At 69.6% G+C, this 24,040-nt stretch carries 20 protein-coding genes, 1 pseudogene and 1 riboswitch; of the genes and pseudogenes, 20 read left to right on the plus strand and 1 reads right to left on the minus strand.

The genetic code is table 11. The features are described 5' to 3' along the window. Positions 1-10: 10 nt before the first annotated feature. The 19 genes and pseudogenes from ACZ7L9_RS20200 (at position 11) to ACZ7L9_RS20290 (ending at position 20,423) form a co-directional block, all read left to right on the plus strand. Complete coding sequence (locus ACZ7L9_RS20200) at positions 11-1,783, plus strand: DUF5941 domain-containing protein (RefSeq protein WP_471416936.1); 1,773 nt, start codon at positions 11-13, stop codon at positions 1,781-1,783. Then, complete coding sequence (locus ACZ7L9_RS20205) at positions 1,780-2,517, plus strand: phosphocholine cytidylyltransferase family protein (protein WP_327271591.1); 738 nt, start codon at positions 1,780-1,782, stop codon at positions 2,515-2,517. Before ACZ7L9_RS20200 ends, ACZ7L9_RS20205 begins: the two co-directional genes overlap by 4 nt. Next, positions 2,505-3,566: an iron-containing alcohol dehydrogenase family protein gene (locus ACZ7L9_RS20210; RefSeq protein WP_471416587.1), complete on the plus strand. Its 1,062-nt coding sequence runs from the start codon at positions 2,505-2,507 to the stop codon at positions 3,564-3,566. The genes ACZ7L9_RS20205 and ACZ7L9_RS20210 overlap by 13 nt, the downstream gene beginning before the upstream one ends. Then, positions 3,544-4,323, plus strand: coding sequence for a CDP-alcohol phosphatidyltransferase family protein (locus ACZ7L9_RS20215; RefSeq protein WP_471416589.1), 780 nt, complete (start codon positions 3,544-3,546; stop codon positions 4,321-4,323). Before ACZ7L9_RS20210 ends, ACZ7L9_RS20215 begins: the two co-directional genes overlap by 23 nt. Positions 4,324-4,331: 8 nt before the next feature. Next, on the plus strand, positions 4,332-5,204 hold the full coding sequence (locus ACZ7L9_RS20220; RefSeq protein WP_471416937.1) for a glycosyltransferase family 2 protein: 873 nt from the start codon (positions 4,332-4,334) through the stop codon (positions 5,202-5,204). A 107-nt stretch (positions 5,205-5,311) separates the two neighbouring features. Further along, entirely contained in the window at positions 5,312-6,241 is a 930-nt protein-coding gene (locus ACZ7L9_RS20225; protein ID WP_471416591.1) for an ABC transporter permease, read from the plus strand. Next, complete coding sequence (locus tag ACZ7L9_RS20230) at positions 6,234-7,019, plus strand: ABC transporter ATP-binding protein (RefSeq protein WP_471416593.1); 786 nt, start codon at positions 6,234-6,236, stop codon at positions 7,017-7,019. The genes ACZ7L9_RS20225 and ACZ7L9_RS20230 overlap by 8 nt, the downstream gene beginning before the upstream one ends. 446 nt (positions 7,020-7,465) lie before the next feature. Further along, the gene (hpnC, locus tag ACZ7L9_RS20235; RefSeq protein WP_471416595.1) at positions 7,466-8,386 is read left to right on the plus strand and encodes a squalene synthase HpnC; all 921 of its coding nucleotides are present in this window, start codon (positions 7,466-7,468) and stop codon (positions 8,384-8,386) included. Positions 8,387-8,415: 29 nt separating this feature from the next. After that, on the plus strand, positions 8,416-9,336 hold the full coding sequence (hpnD, locus tag ACZ7L9_RS20240) for a presqualene diphosphate synthase HpnD (protein WP_471416597.1): 921 nt from the start codon (positions 8,416-8,418) through the stop codon (positions 9,334-9,336). A 118-nt stretch (positions 9,337-9,454) separates the two neighbouring features. Further along, positions 9,455-10,843 (plus strand): hydroxysqualene dehydroxylase HpnE, encoded by a 1,389-nt coding sequence (gene hpnE / locus ACZ7L9_RS20245; protein ID WP_471416599.1) that lies wholly within the window; start codon positions 9,455-9,457, stop codon positions 10,841-10,843. Further along, positions 10,840-11,940: a polyprenyl synthetase family protein gene (locus ACZ7L9_RS20250; protein ID WP_471416601.1), complete on the plus strand. Its 1,101-nt coding sequence runs from the start codon at positions 10,840-10,842 to the stop codon at positions 11,938-11,940. The genes hpnE and ACZ7L9_RS20250 overlap by 4 nt, the downstream gene beginning before the upstream one ends. Before the next feature lie 107 nt (positions 11,941-12,047). Next, entirely contained in the window at positions 12,048-14,048 is a 2,001-nt protein-coding gene (gene shc, locus ACZ7L9_RS20255) for a squalene--hopene cyclase (RefSeq protein ID WP_471416603.1), read from the plus strand. Further along, positions 14,048-14,707, plus strand: coding sequence for a phosphorylase family protein (locus ACZ7L9_RS20260; protein WP_471416605.1), 660 nt, complete (start codon positions 14,048-14,050; stop codon positions 14,705-14,707). Before shc ends, ACZ7L9_RS20260 begins: the two co-directional genes overlap by 1 nt. A 5-nt stretch (positions 14,708-14,712) precedes the next feature. Further along, a complete protein-coding gene (gene hpnH / locus ACZ7L9_RS20265; RefSeq protein WP_471416607.1) occupies positions 14,713-15,732 on the plus strand; it encodes an adenosyl-hopene transferase HpnH in 1,020 nt (339 codons plus the stop codon). A gap of 143 nt (positions 15,733-15,875) precedes the next feature. Next, positions 15,876-16,217, plus strand: a pseudogene (locus ACZ7L9_RS20270) (flavodoxin-dependent (E)-4-hydroxy-3-methylbut-2-enyl-diphosphate synthase); the annotation flags it as partial. Positions 16,218-16,243: 26 nt separating this feature from the next. Further along, positions 16,244-18,145, plus strand: a complete 1,902-nt coding sequence (dxs, locus tag ACZ7L9_RS20275; protein WP_471416609.1) for a 1-deoxy-D-xylulose-5-phosphate synthase — start codon at positions 16,244-16,246, stop codon at positions 18,143-18,145. Continuing rightward, the gene (locus tag ACZ7L9_RS20280) at positions 18,142-19,539 is read left to right on the plus strand and encodes an aspartate aminotransferase family protein (RefSeq protein ID WP_471416612.1); all 1,398 of its coding nucleotides are present in this window, start codon (positions 18,142-18,144) and stop codon (positions 19,537-19,539) included. The genes dxs and ACZ7L9_RS20280 overlap by 4 nt, the downstream gene beginning before the upstream one ends. 76 nt (positions 19,540-19,615) lie before the next feature. Beyond that, positions 19,616-20,224, plus strand: a complete 609-nt coding sequence (locus ACZ7L9_RS20285) for a helix-turn-helix domain-containing protein (RefSeq protein WP_471416614.1) — start codon at positions 19,616-19,618, stop codon at positions 20,222-20,224. Between the two features lie 31 nt (positions 20,225-20,255). Further along, positions 20,256-20,423: a DUF6126 family protein gene (locus ACZ7L9_RS20290; protein ID WP_471416616.1), complete on the plus strand. Its 168-nt coding sequence runs from the start codon at positions 20,256-20,258 to the stop codon at positions 20,421-20,423. A gap of 27 nt (positions 20,424-20,450) precedes the next feature. Here ACZ7L9_RS20290 and ACZ7L9_RS20295 read toward each other — a convergent pair whose 3' ends face one another. Continuing rightward, a complete protein-coding gene (locus ACZ7L9_RS20295; protein WP_471416618.1) occupies positions 20,451-21,263 on the minus strand; it encodes a tyrosine-protein phosphatase in 813 nt (270 codons plus the stop codon). A gap of 226 nt (positions 21,264-21,489) precedes the next feature. Between ACZ7L9_RS20295 and ACZ7L9_RS20300 the strand changes: the two genes are divergently transcribed. Then, positions 21,490-23,589 (plus strand): alpha-galactosidase, encoded by a 2,100-nt coding sequence (locus ACZ7L9_RS20300; RefSeq protein ID WP_471416620.1) that lies wholly within the window; start codon positions 21,490-21,492, stop codon positions 23,587-23,589. A gap of 294 nt (positions 23,590-23,883) precedes the next feature. Continuing rightward, positions 23,884-24,040: riboswitch (cyclic di-AMP (ydaO/yuaA leader) on the plus strand.

The following is a 24,040-nucleotide window of genomic DNA, read 5'->3' on the forward strand; positions in this document are numbered from 1 at the left end:
CGCGGACGATCTGCGGTCGCTGGGCTTCGACGTACAGGTCGCCGCCGATGTGACCGAGGCCGCACGGCTGCTCGCCGATGTCCCCGCCGACCGTCGCGTCGCACTGGTCGACCCCCGTTTCGTCGGCCACGTCCACGCCCTCCGGCTCGGACTCACCGACCCGCGCTTCCCCGCCGCCGCCGTGCCCGGCGCGCTCACCGCGCAGCCGGAGGCGCGCTCCGCGCTCGTTCGGGCCTTGAGCACCACCGCCGCAGCCGTCGGCGCGGGCGTCCCGACCGGTCCGGGCACCACGGCGACGGTCACCGACCGCACCGTGCCGGGCCGCCTTGCCGTCACCATGGACGCCGAAGGCACCGCTGTGCAGCGCCCCGAGCTCGGCTCGCTGGTCGCCGCCGTACCGGCCGACGAATCCTCGCGTGCCGCAGCGCAGAGCGACCTCGCCGCGGTCGACGACGAGGCAGTACGGCTGCGCAGCGCCGTGAAGGCCCACGACGGCTTCTTCACCACGTTCTTCATCAGCCCGTACTCCCGCTACATCGCCCGCTGGTGCGCCCGTCGCGGCCTCACCCCGAATCAGGTCACCACCGCGTCACTGCTCACCGCGCTGATCGCGGCGGGCAGCGCGGCGACCGGCACCCGCGGCGGCTACGTCGCCGCCGGACTGCTGCTGCTCCTCTCGTTCGTCCTGGACTGCACCGACGGGCAGCTCGCCCGCTACTCGCTGCAGTACTCGACGATGGGCGCCTGGCTGGACGCCACCTTCGACCGGGCGAAGGAGTACGCGTACTACGCGGGCCTCGCACTCGGCGCCGCCCGCGGCGGCGACGACGTCTGGGCACTTGCCCTCGGCGCGATGGTGCTCCAGGCCTGCCGCCATGTCATCGACTTCTCTTTCAACGAGGCCAACCACGACGCGGTGGCCAATTCGAGCCCCACGGCAGCCCTCTCCGACCGGCTCGACAGCGTCGGCTGGACGGTCTGGCTGCGCCGGATGATAGTGCTGCCGATCGGCGAGCGTTGGGCGATGATCGCGGTACTGACCGCGGTGACCACGCCCCGGATCGTCTTCTACGCCCTGCTCATCGGCTGCGCCTTCGCCGCCTGCTACACCACCGCGGGCCGCCTGCTGCGTTCAGTGACCCGTAAGGCCCGACGCACCGACCGCGCCGCCCGGGCCCTCGCCGACCTCGCCGACTCCGGCCCCTTGGCCCAGACCGTGGCGACGGTCGGACCCCGGCTCAGCGACACCTGGAGCGCCCCCGTCATGGCGCTGCTCGCCGGGGCGCTCATGATCGCCTCCGCGCTCTCGCAGCCCTTCGGCAGCTGGCACACCATCCTCGCGGCAGTGGTCTATGCGATGTTCTCCGGCCTGGCGGTCTCCCACCCCCTCAAGGGCGCTCTCGACTGGCTCGTACCGCCGATATTCAGGGCGGCGGAGTACTGCACCGTCCTCGTTCTCGCCGCCCGCAGCGATGTCCCGGGAGCCCTTCCCGCAGCCTTCGGGCTGGTCTCGGCCGTCGCCTACCATCACTACGACACCGTGTACCGCATCCGCGGCGGCACCGGCGCGCCGCCCCAGTGGCTGGTACGCACGATCGGCGGGCACGAGGGCCGCACCCTGGTGGTGGCCGTACTCGCCGCCGTATTCACCCGGCATTCAGCTTTCACCGTGGCACTCACCGCTCTCGCAGCGGCTGTGGCACTGGTGGTCCTCGTGGAGTCCATCCGCTTCTGGGTGTCCTCCGGAGCACCCGCCGTTCACGACGAAGGAGAACCCGCATGATCGGCCTCGTACTGGCAGCCGGTGCAGGACGGCGTCTGCGCCCCTACACCGACACGCTCCCGAAGGCGCTCGTGCCCGTCGACGGCGAGAAGACGGTGCTGGACCTCACGCTGGCGAACTTCGCGGAGATAGGCCTCACCGAGGTCGCCGTCGTCGTCGGGTACCGCAAGGAAGCCGTGTACGACCGCAAGGCCGAGCTGGAGGCCAAGTACGGCGTCACCCTCACCCTGATCGACAACGACAAGGCCGAGGAGTGGAACAACGCCTACTCCCTGTGGTGTGCCCGTGACGTCCTGACGCGCGGCGTGATCCTGGCCAACGGCGACACCGTCCACCCGGTCTCCGTCGAGAAGACCCTGCTCGCCGCCCGCGGCAACGGTCAGAAGATCATCCTCGCCCTCGACACGGTGAAGCACCTTGCCGACGAGGAGATGAAGGTCATCACCGAGGGCGACAAGGGTGTGCGGCGCATCACGAAGCTGATGGACCCGGCCACCGCGACCGGCGAGTACATCGGCGTCACCCTCATCGAGCCGGAGGCCGCCGCTGAGCTCGCGGACGCCCTGAAGGCCACGTATCTGCGCGACCCCGACCTCTACTACGAGGACGGCTACCAGGAGCTCGTGAACCGCGGCTTCACCGTCGACGTGGCCCCCATCGGCGAAGTGACGTGGGTGGAGATCGACAACCACGACGACCTCGCGAAGGGCCGTGAGATCGCGTGCCAGTACTGACCCGGCTCATTCCGTCCCCGGTCGTCGTCGACATCCGTGGGGGCGCCCTGGACGACTTGGCCGGCCTCCTCGCGGACCAGCGGATCTCCTCCTCCGGCAAGCTCGCCGTCGCGATCAGCGACGGCTCGGGGCGCGCCCTGCGCGAGCGGCTGACCCCCGCGCTGCCCGGCGCCCACTGGTACTCCGTGGCCGACGGCACCCTCGACTCGGCGGTCAAGCTGGCCGACGACATCAAGGGCAATCAGTACGACGCCGTGGTCGGCCTCGGCGGCGGCAAGATCGTCGACGTGGCGAAGTACGCGGCGGCGCGGGTCGGGCTGCCCATGGTCGCGGTGGCGACGAACCTCGCGCACGACGGCCTGTGCTCACCCGTCGCGACGCTGGACAACGACAACGGCCGGGGCTCCTACGGAGTCCCCACCCCGATCGCCGTGGTCATCGACCTCGACATCGTCCGCCAGGCACCGGCCCGCTTCGTGCGCTCCGGCATCGGCGACGCGGTCTCCAACATCTCCTGCGTGGCCGACTGGGAACTCGCCCACGAGGTCAACGGCGAGGAGATCGACGGACTCGCCGCCGCCATGGCCCGCCAGGCCGGCGAGGCCGTGCTGCGCCACCCCGGCGGGATCGGCGACGACGCCTTCCTCAAGGTGCTGGCCGAGGGCCTCGTGCTGACCGGCATCTCGATGTCCGTCGCCGGGGACTCCCGGCCGGCCTCGGGCGCCTGCCACGAGATCAACCACGCTTTCGGCCTGCTGTACCCCAAGCGCGCCGCCAGCCACGGCGAGCAGGTCGGCCTCGGCGCCTGCTTTGCCATGCACCTGCGCGGCGCGCGCGAGGAGTCGCTGCTCATGGCGGACACCCTGCGCCGTCACGGTCTGCCGGTCATGCCCGACGAGATCGGGTTCACCACCGACGAGTTCGTCCGGGCCGTCGAATACGCACCGCAGACCCGCCCGGGGCGGTTCACCATCCTGGAACACCTCAACCTGTCCACCGATCAGATCAGGGACGCGTACGCCGACTATGCAAAAGCCATCCATAGCTGAACTCCGTCCGGTCGTGCACCCCCCGGGCGTGAAGGACCGGCGCAGCGGCGAACACTGGGCGGGTCGGCTCTACATGCGCGAGATCTCCCTGCGCGTGGACCGGCACCTGGTGAACACCAAGGTCACGCCCAACCAGCTGACCTACGTGATGACCGTCGCGGGCGTGCTCGCCGCGCCGGCGCTGCTCGTTCCCGGCATTCCCGGCGCGCTGCTCGGCGTTCTCATGGTCCAGCTCTACCTGCTGCTCGACTGCGTCGACGGCGAGGTGGCCCGCTGGAAGAAGCAGTTCTCCCTGGGCGGCGTCTACATGGACCGCGTCGCCGCGTATCTCTGCGACGCCGCCGTGCTGGTCGGCTTCGGCCTGCGCGCCGCCGATCCGTGGGGCTCCGGACGGATCGACTGGCTGTGGGCCTTCCTGGGCACTCTGGCGGCGCTCGGCGCCATCCTGATCAAGGCCGAGACCGACCTCGTCGGCGTCGCACGCCACCAGGGCGGTCTGCCGCCGGTCAAGGAGGCCGCCTCCGAGCCGCGCTCGTCCGGCATGGCGCTCGCTCGCCGGGCCGCCGGTGCGCTCAAGTTCCACCGGCTGATCCTCGGCATCGAGGCGTCGCTGGTGATCCTGGTGACGGCCGTCCTCGACGCGGTCAGGGACGATCTGTTCTTCAGCCGTCTCATGGTCGCGGTACTGGCCGGCATCGCCCTGTTGCAGACCTTGCTGCACCTCGTGTCGATCCTGGCGTCGAGCAGGCTGAAGTGAGCAATCCGATGAAGCTCGGCGCGGTCGTCATCACGATGGGTAACCGCCCCGCAGAGCTGCGTGCCCTCCTCGATTCGGTCGCCGAGCAGGACGGCGACCGAATCGAGGTGGTGGTCGTCGGCAACGGCGCCTCCGTACCGGACGTCCCCGCAGGCGTACGCACCATCGAGCTGCCCGAGAACCTGGGCATCCCCGGCGGCCGCAACGTCGGGATCGAGGCCTTCGGCCCGTCCGGCGCCGATGTGGACGCCCTGCTCTTCCTCGACGACGACGGACTGCTGCCGCTCACCGACACCGCCGAGCTGTGCCGACAGGCCTTCGACGCCGACCCCGAGCTGGGCATCATCAGCTTCCGCATCGCCGACCCCGACACCGGTGTCACGCAGCGTCGCCACGTGCCGCGGCTGCGGGCCTCCGACCCGATGCGCTCCTCGCGGGTGACGACCTTCCTCGGCGGCGCCAACGCCGTACGCACCAAGGTCATCGCCGACGTCGGGCCGCTGCCGGGCCAGTTCTTCTACGCGCACGAGGAGACCGACCTCGCCTGGCGGGCACTGGACGCCGGCTGGATGATCGACTACCGCGCGGACATGGTCCTCAACCACCCGACCACCGCCCCGTCGCGGCACGCGGTGTACCACCGCATGGTGGCCCGCAACCGGGTGTGGCTGGCCCGGCGCAACCTGCCCGCGCCGCTGATCCCCGTCTACCTCGGCGTGTGGATGCTGCTGACCCTGCTCCGCAAGCCTTCCGGCCCTGCCCTGAAGGCTTGGTTCGGCGGCTTCCGGGAAGGCTGGTCCACGTCCTGCGGCACCCGCCGTCCGATGAGATGGCGCACCGTATGGCGGTTGACCAGGCTGGGTCGACCTCCCGTGATCTGAGAGGCTCTCCTCTGAGAGCATGAGACGTACTTCTTCTCCACGGGACCTGTCCGCTCCGAGCCGCGCCCGCGACTGGCTGCGCATCTTGAATACGAGAGTTTCATCTGGTGAGTGACACAACCCATGATGGTGCGGTCGCATTGAGCACCCCACCATCCGCCGACGACGGCCTGAGCGCGGCCGAGAAGGCCGCCAAGTACGGCCTGACGGTGAGCGGCGCCCGGCCAGGGCTCTTCGAGTACATCCGGCAGCTCTGGGGCCGGCGCCACTTCATCCTGGCGTTCTCCAGAGCGAAGCTGACCGCACAGTACAGCCAGGCGAAGCTCGGCCAGCTGTGGCAGGTGGCCACGCCGCTGCTCAACGCTCTCGTCTACTACCTGATCTTCGGGCTGATCCTGGGGACCAGGAGGGGAATGACCCTGGACGTCTTCATTCCGTTCCTGGTGACCGGCGTCTTCGTCTTCACCTTCACCCAGAGCTCGGTGATGGCGGGTGTGCGGGCCATCTCCGGCAACCTGGGGCTGGTCCGTGCGCTGCACTTCCCGCGCGCCTCGCTGCCCGTCTCGTTCTCGCTGCAGCAGCTCCAGCAGCTGCTGTACTCGATGGTCGTGCTCGCGGTCGTGGCCATCGCCTTCGGCAGCTACCCGAGTCTCTCCTGGCTGCTGGTCGTTCCGGCGCTGGCCATGCAGTTCTTCTTCAACACCGGCCTGGCGCTGATCATGGCCAGGCTGGGCAGCAAGACCCCCGACCTCGCCCAGCTCATGCCGTTCGTCATGCGGACCTGGATGTACGCGTCGGGCGTCATGTTCTCCATCCCGGTGATGCTCAAGGACAAGCCGGACTGGATTGCCAATGTGCTGCAGTACAACCCGGCGGCCATCTACATGGACCTGATCCGCTTCGCGCTGATCGACGGCTACGGCTCGGGCAACCTGCCGGCGCACGTCTGGATCGTGGCGCTCGCCTGGGCGGTCCTCGTCGGCCTGGTGGGCTTCGTGTACTTCTGGAAGGCAGAGGAACGGTACGGCCGTGGCTGACGACAACACTTCAGGGCGCGTCCCCACCGTCATCGCCGACGACGTGCACATCGTGTACCGGGTCAACGGCGCCGGCGGCGGGAAGGGCAGCGCCACCGCGGCGCTCAGCCGGATACTGCGCCGCGACAAGGGCGAGGCGCGCGGCGTACGGAAGGTGCACGCTGTCCGCGGCGTCTCCTTCACCGCCTACCGGGGCGAGGCCATCGGCCTCATCGGGACGAACGGCTCCGGCAAGTCGACCCTGCTGCGGGCCATCGCCGGACTGCTGCCGACCGAGCACGGCAAGGTGTATACGGACGGCCAGCCGTCGCTGCTCGGGGTCAACGCGGCGCTGATGAGCGATCTGACCGGCGAGCGCAACGTCGTGCTCGGCGGCCTCGCGATGGGCATGTCGCGCGAGGAGATCCGCGAGCGCTACCAGGAGATCGTCGACTTCTCCGGCATCAACGAGAAGGGCGACTTCATCACCCTGCCGATGCGGACGTACTCTTCCGGAATGGCCGCCCGGCTGCGCTTCTCCATCGCTGCCGCGAAGAACCACGACGTCCTCATGATCGACGAGGCGCTGGCCACCGGCGACCGCAAGTTCCAGATCCGCTCCGAGAAGCGCATCAGGGAACTCCGCAAGGAGGCGGGCACCGTCTTCCTGGTCAGCCACAGCAACAAGTCCATCAGGGACACCTGCGACCGGGTGCTCTGGCTGGAAAAGGGTGAGCTGCTGATGGACGGTCCGACGGACGAGGTCCTCAAGGCGTACGAGCGCGAGACCGGCAAATAGCGGGTCTTTCGGTCCCGTGGCACGGTCGCGGCCTCCGCCGGAACTCTCCGGCGGAGGCCGCCTCGGTGTCCGGGCCACGGATCCCGCCGGGCGGCCTGCACGCCCGGCGGTACGCTCGGGACAAGATCTCCTCCCGGCGGATGACGTCAATTTCCTTGCGCACGGGGAAGGTTGGCGGGGCGGGGCGTGTTGTTCCTCTGCGCGCAACACCCCGACGTATCGATGTGCGTTGTACAACGTAAGCTGTACCGGTGCTGATTCGTTGCAAGTGGGGCGATACCGCCTGGCCATACGGCCCGACGGCGTGCTCCGCACTCGGCAGAGCGGGCGGCGTGTCCGGAATGGGATGTTTTGGGTCAGCAGTGTAGAACGGGAGATGTGACGGCTATGACGGAAAATCTCCAGCTCCGAGGTGCTCACGCCGTCCCAGCGCCGGGCGGTCGGTGGTGACCCCTACCCGGCAGGCGCACCACGATGCCGCCGCGCCCAGCACCCTCGACAAGGCCGCTGACGAGAATTTCCCGGTAGCCCCCTTCTTTCTGCCGCGAGCCTGGCGCGACGACCTGATGGCCGTCTACGGCTACGCCCGTCTTGTCGACGACATCGGCGACGGCGACCTCACCCCCGGTGGTGCGGACGCCCGTCACCTCGGCCTCGATCCCGAGCAGACCGACGACCGGCTCGCCATGCTCGATGCCTTCGAGGCCGATCTGCACCGGGTCTTCGACAAAGCGGGCGAGGACCCGCACCACCCCCTGCTGCGCGCGCTGCGCCCCACCGTGCGGCGCTGCTCGCTCACGCCCGAACCCTTCCTCGGCCTCATCGAGGCGAACCGGCAGGACCAGAAGGTCCGCCGCTACGGGACGTACGAGGAGCTCGCCGCCTACTGTGAGCTCTCCGCCAATCCCGTGGGCAGGCTGGTCCTGCAGATCACCGGAACCGTCAGCCCCGAACGAATCCGCCGCTCCGACGCCGTCTGCACGGCCCTGCAGATCGTCGAGCACCTCCAGGACATCGCCGAGGACCTGGCCGCCGACCGGATCTACCTGCCCGCGGACGACATGGCCCGGTTCCACGTCCGCGAAACCGATCTGACCGCCCCCTCGGGGGGCGCATCGGTGCGTTCGCTGGTTGCGTACGAAGCAGAACGCGCTCGGGAACTGCTGAATGAGGGCACCCCCCTGGTGGGTAGCGTCCACGGCAGGCTCAAGCTGCTTCTCGCCGGATTCGTGGGAGGGGGGCGTGCCGCCCTCACCGCGATCGCGGCCGCCGGGTTCGACGTACTGCCCGGACCGCCCAAGCCCACCAAGCCCAGCCTGCTGCGCGAGGTGGGAGTTGTCTTGCGAAGAGCGCGTAGAGAGGGGTGAGCCGGACCGTGGAGGGACAGACGACGTATATGTCGGCACCGGTACAGGCCGCATACAGTTACTGCGAGGCGGTCACCGGACAGCAGGCGCGTAACTTCGCGTACGGCATCAGGCTGCTGCCGGCCGAGAAGCGGCAGGCCATGTCGGCGTTGTACGCCTTCTCCCGGCGCGTCGACGACATCGGTGACGGCGAGCTGGAGCCGGAGATCAAGCGGACCCGCCTGGAGAGCACCCGCACCGTTCTGGGCCGGATCCGCGACGGCGCGATCGACGAGGACGACACCGATCCGGTGGCCGTCGCGCTCGCCGACGCCGCGCGCAGATTCCCGCTCCCGCTCGGTGGGCTCGACGAACTCATCGACGGTGTGCTGATGGATGTGCGTGGGGCGACGTACGAGACCTGGGACGACCTCAAGGTCTACTGCCGCTGCGTCGCGGGCGCCATCGGCCGCCTCAGCCTGGGCGTCTTCGGTACGGAACCGGGCGCTCCGGGCGCCGACCGGGCAGCGGAGTACGCCGACACGCTCGGCCTCGCGCTCCAGCTGACCAACATCCTGCGCGACGTCCGCGAGGACGCCGGCAACGGGCGTACGTATCTGCCCGCCGACGACCTCGCCAAGTTCGGCTGCTCGGCCGGGTTCCACCGGGCCACTCCGCCGCCCGGCGCGGACTTCGCGGGCCTGGTCCACTTCGAGGTACGGCGCGCCCGCACCCTCTTCGCCGAGGGATACCGGCTGCTGCCGATGCTGGACCGGCGCAGCGGCGCCTGCGTCGCGGCCATGGCGGGCATCTACCGCCGGCTGCTGGACCGGATCGAGCGCGACCCCGAGGCGGTGCTGCGCGGCCGGGTCTCGCTGCCGGGCCACGAGAAGGCGTATGTGGCGGTGCGCGGACTCTCGGGTCTCGACGCGCGCTACGTCTCCCGCCGGACGGCCCGGGGGCGTGTCTGATGCACCGTACGGACATTTCTCGCACCACGTGCGGCACGGAAACGCGCTTCCGTCGGTGGTCAACCCTCTGGTGTACTGACGCGTCTCTGACTGAAGTGACCCGGCGAAAGGAGGGCGCATGACGAACGACGCCCCGCGTCCCTCCCACGCGGTCGTGATCGGCGGTGGACTCGCCGGCATCACCGCGGCCCTGCGACTCGCCGACGCCAGGCTTGACGTGACCCTGCTCGAAGGGCGGCCCCGGCTCGGCGGCCTCGCCTTCTCCTTCCGGCGCGGCGAACTGACGGTCGACAATGGGCAGCACGTCTACCTGCGCTGCTGCACCGCCTACCGCTGGTTCCTCGACCGCGTCGACGGAACGCGCCTGGCGCCCCTGCAAAACCGTTTGGACGTGCCCGTTCTCGACGTCGGGCGCCCCGCGGGCCCCCGGCTGGGACGGCTGCGCCGCAACGCGCTGCCGGTGCCGTTCCACCTCGCCGCCGGACTCGTCGGCTATCCGCACCTCTCGCTCACCGAGCGGGCGAGCGTAGGACGCGCCGCATTGGCGCTGGGCCGCCTGGACCCGGACGACCCCGCGCTCGACGCCATCGACTTCGGCAGCTGGCTCACCCGGCACGGCCAGTCGCCACGCACCATCGAGGCCCTCTGGGACCTGGTCGGCGTCGCCACGCTCAACGCCACCGCGCCGAACTCCTCGCTGGCCCTCGCCGCGAAGGTGTTCAAGACCGGACTCCTCTCCGATCCCGGCGCCGCCGACATCGGCTGGGCGAGCGTGCCGCTGGGGGAGATCCACGACACACTGGCCCGCAAGGCACTCGACTCCGCCGGGGTACGCACCGAGCTGCGCACCAGAGCGTCCTCCGTCACCCGTACGGAGGGCGGCCGTTGGGCCGTCGAGGCCGGCGGCGAACGAATCGAGGCGGACACCGTCGTCCTCGCCGTCCCCCAGCGCGAGACCCACGACCTGCTGCCCGCGGGGTCGCTCGACGCGCCGGAGCGGCTGCTCGACATCGGCACCTCGCCGATCCTCAACGTGCACGTCGTCTACGACCGCAAGGTGCTGCGCCGCCCGTTCTTCGCCGCGCTCGGTTCCCCGGTCCAGTGGGTCTTCGACCGTACGCACGCCTCGGGCCTCACCGGCCCCGGTCAGTACCTCGCGGTGTCCCAGTCCGCCGCGGACGAGGAGATCGACCTCCCCGTCGCCGAGCTGCGGGGGCGCTACCTGCCCGAGCTGGAGCGGCTCCTTCCGGCCGCCCGCGGGGCCGGGATCAGAGACTTCTTCGTCACCCGGGAGCGCACGGCGACCTTCGCCCCCGCCCCCGGCGTCGGCCGACTGCGGCCCGGAGCCGGCACCCGTGCCCCCGGCCTCAGCCTGGCCGGAGCGTGGACGGCCACCGGCTGGCCCGCGACGATGGAGGGTGCCGTCCGCAGCGGGTTCAGCGCGGCGGACGCCGCGCTCCGGGCGCTCGGCCGCTCCCATGAACATCCGCTGCAGGAGGCGGCATGAGCAGTACCACCGGAACAAGAGGAGAGTCAGTGACCCCGGCGAATCCGGCTTTCGACACCGTGGCCGACACGGACGTCACCGCGCTTCTGGAGCGCGGACGGGCCCTTTCCACGCCGGTGCTCCGGGCCGCCGTTGACCGGCTCGCACCGCCCATGGACACCGTCGCCGCCTACCACTTCGGCTGGATCGACGCCCAGGGACGGCCCTCCGACGGCGACGGCGGCAAGGCCGTCCGCCCGGCGCTCGCCCTGCTGTCCGCGGAGGCGGCCGGCGCCGCCGCCGAGGCAGGCGTCCCCGGCGCCGTGGCCGTCGAACTCGTGCACAACTTCTCGCTGCTGCACGACGACCTGATGGACGGCGACGAACAGCGCCGCCACCGCGACACCGTCTGGAAGGTGCACGGCCCCGCCCAGGCGATCCTCGTCGGCGACGCGCTCTTCGCGCTCGCCAACGAGATCCTGCTGGAGCTCGGCACCGTAGAGGCGGGCCGGGCGGCCCGTCGGCTGACCGTCGCCACCCGCAAGCTCATCGATGGTCAGGCCCAGGACATCTCCTACGAGCACCGCGAGCGGGTCACCGTCGAGGAGTGCCTGGAGATGGAGGGCAACAAGACCGGCGCCCTGCTCGCCTGTGCCTGCTCCATCGGCGCGGTCCTCGGCGGCGCAGACGACCGTACCGCCGACACCCTGGAGGCATACGGCCACCACCTCGGCCTCGCCTTCCAGGCAGTCGACGATCTGCTCGGCATCTGGGGCGACCCGGAGTCCACCGGCAAGCAGACCTGGAGCGATCTGCGCCAGCGCAAGAAGTCGCTGCCGGTCGTCGCCGCGCTCGCCGCGGGCGGACCGGCCTCGGAACGCCTCGGCGAACTGCTCGCCGCCGACGCCAAGAGCAGTGATTTCGACAGCTTCTCCGAAGAGGAGTTCGCCGCCCGCGCGGCGCTCATCGAGGAGGCGGGCGGCCGCGAATGGACCGCCCAGGAGGCCCGTCGACAGCATGCGGTCGCCATCGAGGCGCTGCACCGCGTCGACATGCCGCCCACCGTGCGGGCGCAGCTCACAGCGCTCGCTGACTTCGTCGTCGTACGAAAGAGATGATCACTATCTGCTCCATATGACTCGCAGTCGCCGGCCGGTGCCCGTCCGGGCGCCGGCCGACGGAGACCCCAGCACAGCAGAGGACCGAACTGCACGAAGGGGAAGCCATGACAGCGACGACCGACGGAAGCACCGGGGCTGTGAACCCCCGCGCAGCCTCGGCCAGCAATCCGACCGATACAACCATCGCCGCGGACGACGTACAGGCCGCCGCGCGGCGGGCCGCGGAGCGCTCGGTGGAGCATCTCCTCGGCAGGCAGGACGAGCGGGGCTGGTGGAAGGGCGACCTCGCCACCAATGTCACCATGGACGCCGAAGACCTGATGCTCCGTCAATTCCTCGGCATCCAGGATCAGACGGTCGTCCAGGCGGCCGGCCGCTTCATCCGCGGCGAACAGCGCGGCGACGGCACCTGGGCCACCTTCCACGGCGGCCCCGGCGAGCTCTCCACCACCATCGAGGCGTACGTGGCACTGCGGCTGGCCGGAGACCGGCCGGACGAACCGCACATGGCCCGGGCCTCGGCATGGGTCAGGGAACAAGGCGGAATCGCGGCGAGCCGCGTCTTCACCCGGATCTGGCTCGCCCTCTTCGGCTGGTGGAAGTGGGACGACCTGCCTCAGATGCCGCCCGAGCTGATGTTCTTTCCCAAATGGGCCCCCCTCAACATTTATGACTTCGGCTGCTGGGCCCGCCAGACCATCGTGCCGCTCACCATCGTCTCGGCGAAGCGGCCGGTGCGCCCGGCCCCCTTCGCGCTCGACGAACTGCACACCGATCCACGTCATCCGAACCCGCCCGGACGCACCGCTCCGGCGGTGAGCTGGGACGGTGTCTTCCAGCGCCTGGACAAGGCGCTGCACCTCTACCACCGGATCGCACCGCGCAAGCTGCGCAGGTCCGCCATGAACGCCGCGGCCCGCTGGATCATCGAACGCCAGGAGAACGACGGCTGCTGGGGCGGCATCCAGCCACCTGCCGTGTACTCCGTCATCGCGCTGTACCTGCTCGGCTACGACCTGGACCACCCGGTGATGCGGGCCGGACTCGAATCGCTCGACCGGTTCGCCGTCTGGCGCGAGGACGGCGCCCGGATGATCGAGGCCTGCCAGTCCCCGGTCTGGGACACCTGCCTCGCCACCATCGCCCTCGCCGACGCCGGGGTCCGCCCCGACCACCCGGCACTCGTGAAGGCCGCGGACTGGATGCTCGGCGAGGAGATCGTCCGGCCCGGCGACTGGTCCGTACGCCGCCCGCGCCTCGACCCGGGTGGCTGGGCGTTCGAGTTCCACAACGACAACTACCCCGACATCGACGACACCGCGGAGGTGGTCCTCGCACTGCGTCGGGTCCATCACCCCGACATGGCACGGGTCGAGGCCGCCATCAGACGTGGAGTGCGCTGGAACCTCGGCATGCAGTCCCGCAACGGGGCCTGGGGCGCCTTCGACGCGGACAACACCAGTCCGTTCCCCAACCGGCTGCCCTTCTCCGACTTCGGTGAGGTCATCGACCCGCCGTCCGCGGATGTCACCGGGCACGTGGTGGAGATGCTCGCCGTCGAGGGACGGTCCGCGCACCCCGCCACCCGGCGCGGCATCGAGTGGCTGCTGGCCGAACAGGACCCGAACGGCGGCTGGTTCGGTCGCTGGGGCGTCAACTACGTCTACGGGACAGGGTCGGTGGTGCCCGCATTGGTGGCCGCCGGGCTGTCCGGCACGCATCCGGCGATCCGCCGGGCGGTCGGCTGGCTGGAGTCCGTACAGAACGACGACGGCGGCTGGGGCGAGGACCTGCGCTCGTACGACGAGGACAAGTGGATCGGGCACGGCGCCTCGACCGCGTCCCAGACCGCGTGGGCACTGCTCGCGCTGCTCGCCGCGGGGCGGCGGGACAGCGTGGCCGTGCAGCGGGGAGTGCGCTGGCTCACCGAGACCCAGCAGGCCGACGGCTCCTGGGACGAGCCGTACTTCACCGGCACCGGCTTCCCCTGGGACTTCTCCATCAACTACCACCTCTACCGGCAGGTCTTCCCGCTCACCGCGCTCGGGCGGTACGTGCACGGCGAACCCTTCGCCGACCGCACGGCCGTCCGCAAGGGGGCCTGATGGGCGATGGTCCGGGGCCGGCCGGCCCTGCAGCGCCGCTGCTGATCGCCTGTGCGCTCGGCATCGAGCAGTTCGCCCTGCGCAGTGGCAGAGGCAGGGCCGGCGCGGCTCCGGGCCCGGTGACCGTACTGCGTACGGGGATGGGCCCCAAGGCCGCCGAGGCGGCCGTGTCACAGGCGCTCGGTCAGGACCGGGCACCCGGCACGGCGGTCCTCGCCTCCGGTTTCTGCGCCGGGCTGTCACCCGGTATGCACCCCGGGGACCTGGTGGTCGCCGACGAGACCCGGAGTGCCGGGGACCCGACGGCCTGCACCGGCACGGACCTGCTCGCCGAGGCCCTTGCCCGGACGGTGCCCGGCCGCACCGTCCACACCGGTCCGCTGACCGGCTCCGCCCATGTCGTACGCGGACATGAGCGGGCCGAACTGCTGGCCACCGGAGCGATCGCGGTGGACATGGAGTCCGCCGCCACCCTTCGTGCCGCCCTGCGGTCCGGGCCACGCCCGGTTGCGGCCGTACGGGTGGTAGTGGACGCTCCGGAGCACGAGCTCGTCCGCATCGGGACGATACGCGGTGGAATATCAGCTTTCCGTGTTCTCCGTGCCGTCCTACCGGCTTTCTATGAATGGCACCGATCTCTGCTGCTCCCCAGGAGGTGAGCTAGATGGCCATGCCGCTCCGTCAGACCATCAAGGTTGCGACGTACCTCATTGAACAGAAGCTCCGCAAGCGGGACAAATTCCCGCTCATTGTCGAGCTGGAGCCTTTGTTCGCCTGCAATCTGGCGTGTGAGGGCTGCGGGAAGATCCAGCATCCGGCCGGAGTTCTGAAGCAGCGCATGCCGGTGGCCCAGGCTGTCGGCGCGGTACTGGAATCGGGCGCCCCGATGGTTTCCATCGCGGGTGGCGAACCTCTGATGCACCCACAGATCGACGAAATCGTACGGCAGTTGGTGGCGAAGAAGAAGTATGTCTTCCTCTGCACCAACGCGATGCTGCTGCGGAAGAAGATCGAGAAATTCACGCCCTCACCGTTCTTCGCCTTTGCCGTGCACATCGACGGGCTGCGGGAGCGGCACGACGAATCGGTTGCCAAGGAAGGCGTGTTCGACGAGGCGGTGGCGGCGATCAAGGAGGCCAAGCGGCGCGGCTTCCGGGTGACCACGAACTCCACCTTCTTCAACACCGACACCCCGCAGACCATCATCGAGGTCCTCAACTACCTCAACGACGACCTGAAGGTCGACGAGATGATGATCTCGCCCGCCTACGCGTACGAGAAGGCACCCGACCAGGAGCACTTCCTCGGCGTCGAGCAGACCCGGGAACTCTTCAAGAAGTCGTTCGCGGGCGGCAACCGGTCCCGCTGGCGGCTGAACCACTCGCCGCTCTTCCTGGACTTCCTGGAGGGCAAGGCGGACTTCCCGTGCACCGCGTGGGCGATCCCGAACTATTCGCTCTTCGGCTGGCAGCGGCCCTGCTACCTGATGAGCGACGGGTACGTCCCCACCTACCGGGAACTCATCGAGGAGACCGACTGGGACAAGTACGGCCGTGGCAAGGACCCGCGCTGCGCCAACTGCATGGCGCACTGCGGCTACGAGCCCACCGCCGTCCTCGCCACGATGGGATCGCTGAAGGAATCCCTGCGCGCCGCGCGCGAGACCGTCTCCGGGAACCGGTGACGTCATGACCGCTGGAGAGCCGGTCGCACTGGGTCTCCCCGAGCTGCCGTCCCGGCCGCTCGCGATGCGCCGCCGCTCGCGGCGCATCCAGGCCGGGTCGGTGGCGGTGGGCGGGGATGCGCCGGTGTCGGTGCAGTCGATGACGACGACGCGTAGAGATCGTGTCGTGTCCGTCGTGCGGGCGGGCGCAGGTGGATGTGTACAAGCTGGCGGACGAGGTCAGTGCGGGTCTTGAGGGCATGGAGGTGCCGTTGCGGGTGGCCGTGATGGGCTGTGTCGTCAATGGTCCGGGTGAGGCCCGTGAGGCGGATCCGGGTGTCGCGTCGGGCAACGGCAAGGGGCGGATCTTCGTGAAGGGCGAGGTCATCAAGACCGTGCCCGAGTCGCAGATCGTCGAGACGTTGATCGAGGAAGCCATGAAGATCGCCGAGGGCATGGACGACGCAGGGACACCATCGGGGGTCCCCGCCGTCACCGTGAGCTGAAACAGAACCAGAGAGGGGGCCCGAGCATGACGATTCTGGAGAGCATTCGGGGGCCGCACGATCTCAAGGCGCTGAGTGATGCGCAACTCGACGAACTGGCCGAGGACATCAGGAAGTTCCTCGTCGGGGCAGTGGCGAGGACCGGCGGTCATCTGGGACCGAACCTGGGGGTGGTGGAGCTCTCCATCGCGCTGCACCGGGCCTTCGACTCGCCGGTGGACCGCATCCTGTGGGACACCGGGCACCAGAGTTATGTGCACAAGCTGCTCACCGGGCGGCAGGATTTCTCCAAGCTGCGCGGCAAGGGGGGCCTGTCCGGCTATCCCTCCCGGGAGGAGTCCGAGCACGACGTCATCGAGAACTCGCACGCCTCGACGGTCCTCGGCTGGGCCGACGGCCTCGCCAAGGCCCATCAGGTGCTGGGACGGAGCGACCATGTGGTGGCCGTCATCGGTGACGGTGCCCTCACCGGCGGCATGGCCTGGGAGGCGCTCAACAACATCGCGGCCGCACGGGACCGGCCGCTGATCATCGTCGTCAACGACAACGAGCGTTCGTACGGCCCGACGATCGGCGGCCTCGCCAACCACCTCGCCACTCTTCGTACCACCGACGGATACGAACGTTTTCTCTCCTGGGGCAAGGGAGTGCTCCAGCAGACGCCCGTCATCGGGCAGCCGTTGTACGAGTCGCTGCACGGCGCGAAGAAGGGGTTCAAGGACGCCTTCGCCCCGCAGGGCATGTTCGAGGACCTCGGGCTCAAGTACGTCGGGCCGATCGACGGGCACGACATCGCGGCCGTCGAGTCCGCACTGCACCGGGCGAAACGCTTCCACGGCCCGGTGCTGGTGCACTGCCTCACCGAGAAGGGCCGCGGCTACCCGCCCGCGCTCCGGGACGAGGCCGACCGCTTCCACACCGTGGGCGCGATGGACCCGCTGACCTGCGCGCCGCTCGTCCCGACGGAAGCGCCCTCCTGGACCTCCGTGTTCGGGGACGAGATCGCCGCGATCGGCGCGGAGCGGCCGGATGTCGTGGCCATCACCGCGGCAATGCTGCACCCCGTCGGACTGACCAAGTTCGCCGACGCGTTCCCCGACCGGGTCTGGGACGTCGGGATCGCCGAGCAGCATGCCGCGGTCTCCGCGGCGGGACTCGCCACCGCCGGACTGCATCCGGTCGTCGCCGTCTACGCCACCTTCCTCAACCGGGCCTTCGACCAGTTGCTGATGGACGTCGCGCTGCACAGGTGCGGGGTGACCTTCGTCCTCGACCGGGCCGGGATCACCGGACCCGACGGGCCCTCGCACAACGGCATGTGGGACATGTCCCTGCTGCAGGTCGTCCCCGGACTGCGGATCGCCGCCCCGCGCGACGCCTCCGAACTCCGGGCCGAACTCCGCGAGGCCGTCGACATCGACGACGCCCCCACCGTGATCCGGTTTCCCAAGGAGTCGGTGGGGGAGCCGGTCCCGGCCATCGACCGGATCGGCTCCATGGACGTTCTGCACCGGGCGGATGATCCCGATGTGCTGCTGGTGGCCGTCGGTGTGCTCGCCCCGGTCTGCCTGGGCGCCGCCGACCTGCTGGCGGGCCGCGGCATCCGCTGCACCGTCGTCGACCCGCGCTGGGTCAAGCCGGTCGGCGAACAGCTGGCCCCGCTCGCCGAACGGCACCGGCTGGTCGCCGTCGTCGAGGACAACAGCCGTGCCGGGGGCGTCGGTTCAGCGGTCGGGCAGGCGCTGCGGGATGCCGGGACCGACGTACCGTTGCGCACCTTCGGCATCCCGGAGCAGTTCCTCGCCCACGGCAAGCGTGCCGAGGTGCTGGCCGACATCGGGCTCACCCCGGTCGAGATCGCCGGACGGATCAGCGCCGCACTGGCCGGCCAGGAAGCAGCGAGAAGGACCGAGGAGAGCGGGGCATGAAGGACGACGGGCCCAAGGGCTTCGATCTGGCGCAGCTCCTCGCGGAGCGCGGCGCGGAGCGCTACGAGCTGCACACGAAACACCTCAATCACCAACTGCCGCGCATGCTGCACACCATCGGCTTCGACAAGGTCTACGAACGGGCCGAGGGCGCGCACTTCTGGGACGCGGAAGGCAACGACTACCTCGACATGCTCGCCGGATTCGGCGTCATGGGCCTCGGCCGGCACCACCCCGTCGTACGCAAGGCCCTGCACGACGTCCTCGACGCCTCGCTCGCCGACCTCACCCGCTTCGACTGCCAGCCGCTGCCCGGGCTGCTGGCCGAGAAGCTGCTCGTCCACAGCCCGCATCTGGACCGGGTCTTCTTCGGCAACAGCGGTACGGAGGCCGTCGAGACCGCGCTGAAGTTCGCCCGGTACGCCACCGGCAGGCCCAGGATCCTCTACTGCACCCACGCGTTCCACGGGCTCACGACCGGCTCGCTCTCGGTCAACGGGGAGAGCGGCTTCCGGGACGGCTTCGCCCCGCTGCTGCCGGACACCGCCATCGAACTCGGTGATCTCGACGCACTGAGGCGTGAGCTGAAGCGCGGCGATGTGGCGGCACTGGTCGTCGAACCGATCCAGGGCAAAGGCGTCCATGCCGCGCCACCCGGCTTCCTGCGGGCCGCGCAGGAGCTGCTGCACAAGCACAAGGCGCTCCTCATCGCCGACGAGGTGCAGACCGGTCTCGGCAGGACCGGGGACTTCTACGCGTACCAGCACGAGGAGGGTGTCGAACCCGATCTGGTGTGTGTGGCCAAGGCACTCTCCGGCGGCTATGTGCCGGTCGGGGCGACCCTTGGCAAGGACTGGATCTTCAGACGCGTCTACTCGTCGATGGACCGGGTCCTGGTCCACTCCGCGAGCTTCGGCTCCAACGCCCAGGCGATGGCTGCCGGGCTCGCAGTCCTCGCGGTGATGGAGGACGAGGAGATCGTCGCGGGCGCGCGCCGCACCGGCGATCTGCTGCGCGGGCGGCTGGCCGCGCTGGTCGACCGCTATGAGCTGCTGCACGAGGTGCGCGGCCGCGGGCTGATGATCGGCATCGAGTTCGGCCGGCCGTCGTCACTGAAACTGCGCAGCCGCTGGGCCATGCTGCAGGCGGCCCGCAAGGGGCTCTTCGCGCAGATGGTGGTGGTGCCCCTGCTCAAGAAGCACCGCATCCTCACGCAGGTCTCCGGCGACCATCTCGAAGTGATCAAGCTGATTCCGCCGCTGGTGATCGGGGAGCCGGAGGTCGACCGGTTCGTGACGGCGTTCACCGCGGTGATGGACGACGCACACAGCGGGGGTGGACTGATGTGGGACTTCGGCAGGATCCTGGTGAAACAGGCCGTCGCCAACCGCTGACCCCGGGGATCCATCAGGTTCTTGCCTCAGAGGTAAGAAATTTGCCTCCGAGGAAAGCTCCTGGCCCAATGGGTACATGAACACTCCAGACGGAGGGCCGGTCGACGAGCTGCCCGGGGTCGCACCACGTCTGCGCGATCTGCGCCGCAGCCGTGGTCTCACCCTGGAGACCGCCGCTCAGCGGGCGGGCCTCTCGCCCGCCCATCTCTCCCGGCTCGAAACGGGCCGTCGGCAGCCCTCGCTGCCGATGCTCCTCGGCCTGGCCAGGATCTACGGTACGACGGTTTCCGAACTACTCGGCGAGACGCCCCCGGAACGGGAGGCGATCATCCGCGGCGGGAAGTTCGAAGGGGCCGAGGCCGACGGCTGGATGTACCAGCAGGTCGGCGGCTCCGGCAGGGCGATGCAAGCGCTGCGCGTCCGGGTTCCGTACGGCGCGCAGGGTGATCTCGTGCGGGTTCATCCCGGCGAGGAGTGGCTGTACGTGCTCCTTGGGCACCTCAGGGTCACGCTCGGCGACACCGTGCACGATCTCGCGCCCGGTGACAGCGCGCACTTCGACTCGCTGACCCCGCACCGGATCGCGGCCGTCGACCGCGACGGTGCCGAGCTGCTCTTCGTCCACACCCTGCTGCAGAGCCCCGCCGCCGAGCTGTGTCTCGGCAGCGGCATCCACCGTCGCTGACCGGCCCGTCCGGTCGCCAGAGAGGACTGTCATGTCCGATTCAGAAAACTATGACCCGCTCGGGTCCAACAAGAAATACGAAGCCCAGGAGCGGAAGTTTCCGCGCGGCGTGGTGATCCGGCTGTTCGCCTACCTCATTGCCGGACACATCTTCGCGGCCTTCCTCTACCTGCTCTTCGCGGTGGCCGGCAAGGGCTGACCACCGCTGTCTGCCGAGCGGTTCGCGCTACGCCTCGTCGAGGAGCCGGTTGCGCAGCCGCTCACGGGTCTCGGGAGTGAGCTTCAGCCCTTCGGAGAAATAGCGGTCCGTGTCGCCCCAGGTCTCGTCGATGGTGGCAAAGGCCGCCGCCAGATAGTCGGCATGGGCGCCGAAGAGCGGATTGAGCAGCTCCATCACCTCGGCCGACATGCCGTCCGCCGAGGTGTCGCTGCGGCGCACCTTGTAGCGGCGGTGAGCGTCGTTGGACTTCAGGTAGTCGGCCTCGATGGCGTCACGCTCCACGCCGACCGCGAGCAGTGACACCGCGATCGACAGACCGGCCCGGTCCTTGCCCGCGGCACAGTGCATCAACGCCGGAACGCCGTCCTCGGCCAGGGCGTGCAGGACCCGGCTGTGCTCGGCGGTACGGTCCAGGATGATCGAGCGGTACGAGGCGATCATCCGGTTCGTTGCCTTGCCGTCGGCCAGGATCGAGCGCAGCTGGTCGAGGTCGCCGTCGCGCACCAGCCGCCAGAACTCGGCTCCGTCAGCAGGGTCGGAGAGCGGGATGCTGACATTCTGCACGCCTGGCAGCTCGATGTCCGGACCGTCGAGGCGGTGGTCGGCCTCATTGCGGAAGTCGAAGACGGTGTGCAGACCGAGGCCGCTGAGAAAGGCGGAGTCCTCGGCGGTGGCGTGCGCGAGGTGACCACTGCGGAAGAGCCGCCCGTACCGCACCCGCCGGCCGTCGACGGTGGGCAGGCCGCCCACATCACGGAAGTTGCGGACGCCCGCCAGCTCGGGTTCCGTCGACGGGGTCTGCGGCAACTGCTGCGTCACAGTGTCTCCTGGAGTGTCTGGCGTCGACGCGTGTCGCCGACTGGGCCACTCCCGCGACGATACGACATTGATTCCTCAGGCAATCATCTCGGCCATTCCTTGTCGATACCGCGGCGAACCCCCTTGCCCCTGCGGCGAATCCGTCCGGTGAATTCCTCGCCGAACCGTTGCCCGCCCACGCAGCAACGGTCGATGATGTGCGGAACTGTTGGAATGTGGGGGCGAGATGATCGAGACCGGCGACAAGGGGCGGACCTGGTTGCTCACCGGGGCGAGCAGCGGCTACGCACTGCGGCTCACGGAGCGGGACGAACTGGTCCATCTGCACTGGGGTCCGCGGATCTCCTTGGCCGCGGCGGAGGCGCTGGCCGCGGCGAGGGAGCAGCCCGTCCGGGGCTTCGAGTCCCCGCTCGACGGCCGCGAGGAGTACCCGGTGGAGGGCGGCCCCCGGTTCGTCCGTCCGGCCCTTTCGGTACGGACCCCGGAGGTCCGCGGTACCGAGTGGGTCTTCGCCGACGCCACGGTGGACGGGGACGAACTCCGCATCGGCTTCACCGACTCCGTGCACCGGCTCGCCCTGACCTTGCACTACCGGGTGCGGGACGCTTGTGACGTCATCGAGCGCTGGGCCACCGTCGCCCACGCCGGGCCGGACGGTCCGCCGCTGGAGCTGCTGCGCGCCGACGCGGCCGCCTGGGCGCTGCCGGCCCGCGACGGCTGGCGGCTGAGCCGGCTGCACGGCCGCTGGGCGGCGGAGTCGCGGCTCGCCCGGGCGGAGCTGACGTACGGGGAGAGCGTCATCTCCAGCAGGCGCGGCCACACCGGGCACCAGCACCTGCCGTGGGTCGCACTCGACGCGGACGGCGCGGCGACCGAGGAGAGCGGCGAGGTGTACGGCTGTGCACTCGGCTGGTCCGGGTCGTGGCGGATCTCCGTACAGCGGTTGTCCGACGGGCTCGTGCAGATCACCGGCGGTGCCGGGCACGACGACTCGGGGCTGCTGCTGCTCGCGCCGGGGGAGTCGTACATCACACCCGTCTTCGCCGGTCTGTGGAGCGCGGCGGGGTTCGGCGGGGCGAGCCGGGGCTGGCACGCCTGGCAACTGGCCCAGGTGATCCCGGACGCAGGGAGTCTGCGGCCGGTGCTCTACAACTCCTGGGAGGCGACCGGCTTCGACATCGCGCAGGAGCAGCAGCGCGCCCTCGCCGAGCGCGCCGCCGAGATGGGCGTCGAGCTGTTCGTCGTGGACGACGCGTGGTTCGGACAGCGCACCAGTGACCGGGCGGGGCTCGGCGACTGGACGCCGAATCCGGACCGCTTTCCCGGTGGGCTGGGGCCGCTCGCCGACGAAGTGCACGGTCTCGGCATGCAGTTCGGTATCTGGGTCGAGCCGGAAATGGTCAATGCCGACAGTGATCTCTATCGTGCACACCCCGACTGGGTACAGCACTTCCCCGGGCGGGCCCGGACCGAGTTCCGTAATCAACTGGTGCTCAATCTGGCCCGCGCCGATGTGCGGGAATATCTCTGGGAACAGCTGGACGCACTGCTCTCCAGCACGCCCATCGACTATGTGAAATGGGACTTCAACCGCTCCTTCACCGACGCGGGCTGGCCTGGCGAGGAATATCCGCAGAAACTCTGGATCGAGCATGTCGACGCCCTGTACGCGCTGATCGACCGGCTCCGGGCCGCACACCCCTCGGTCGCCTTCGAGTCCTGCTCGGGCGGCGGCGGCCGGATCGATCTGGGGATTCTGTCCCGTACGGACCAGGTGTGGACCTCGGACAACACCGACCCGCTCGACCGACTCACCATCCAGGAGGGCTTCGGTCAGATCCATCCGGCCCGGGTGATGGCCGCCTGGGTCACCGACAGTCCCAACGTCCAGCTCAACGGCAGGGTCAGCTCACTGCGCTTCCGTTTCGTGAGCGCGATGGCCGGTGTGCTCGGGGTCGGCGGCGACCTCACCGAGTGGAGCGAGGAGGAACTGGCCGAGGCGCGGACCTGGGTGGATCTCTACAAGGAGATCCGGCCGGTGGTGCAGCACGGCTCGCTGTACCGACTGCGCGCCCCGCGCGGTGGGCTCAGCGCGGTCCAGTACGTCCACCGGGACGAGGCCGTGGTCCTGATGTGGCTCGAGGCGCAGCGGTACGGGGAACGGCCCCCGGCCCTGCGGCTGCGCGGACTCGACCCTGCGGCGACGTACACCTGCCTGGACACGGGGGCGGTGCACCACGGTTCGGTACTGCTTCATCAGGGGCTGCACACCGGGCTCCGAGGGGACCTCGACGCACGGGTGCTGAGGCTCCGGCGCGAACGATGAGCATGACATGTCCGTAATGGGTTGATTTAGAGTAACTTACCCCATATGTACGGCAAATGGTCACCTGCTCGTGAGCGGGATCATATCCGTGACGGTGCGTGCTGGCGGGGCGGCCGGGTATTCCGTGCGCGGCACGGAAGGCCAAGATCCTTAATCCACGGAGTGTGACCGGAATTCCGCTCGGAATTCCTGGTGGGGATTCCGGCGCGGAACCAGTGGCTTGTTCTCGCCGTCCCGACTCGCTTACGGTCACCGTCAAATCCGGACGGACCGCCTAATCCTGCCGCCGCCCGGAATTCGCATCCACTCATCGTGTGGCAGGAGCGGGGGAACCAGGTAGGCCGCCGATCGGAGAAATCCGGCCGGCTCGGGGTGAAGTCGCGCTCGGCGCGGCCGGGCATCTCCAGCCCGAACCCGACAGCTCACCTCGTAGGCGCCGGAGAGGAAGCAC

The organism is Streptomyces sp. NPDC111516 (genome assembly GCF_055635345.1).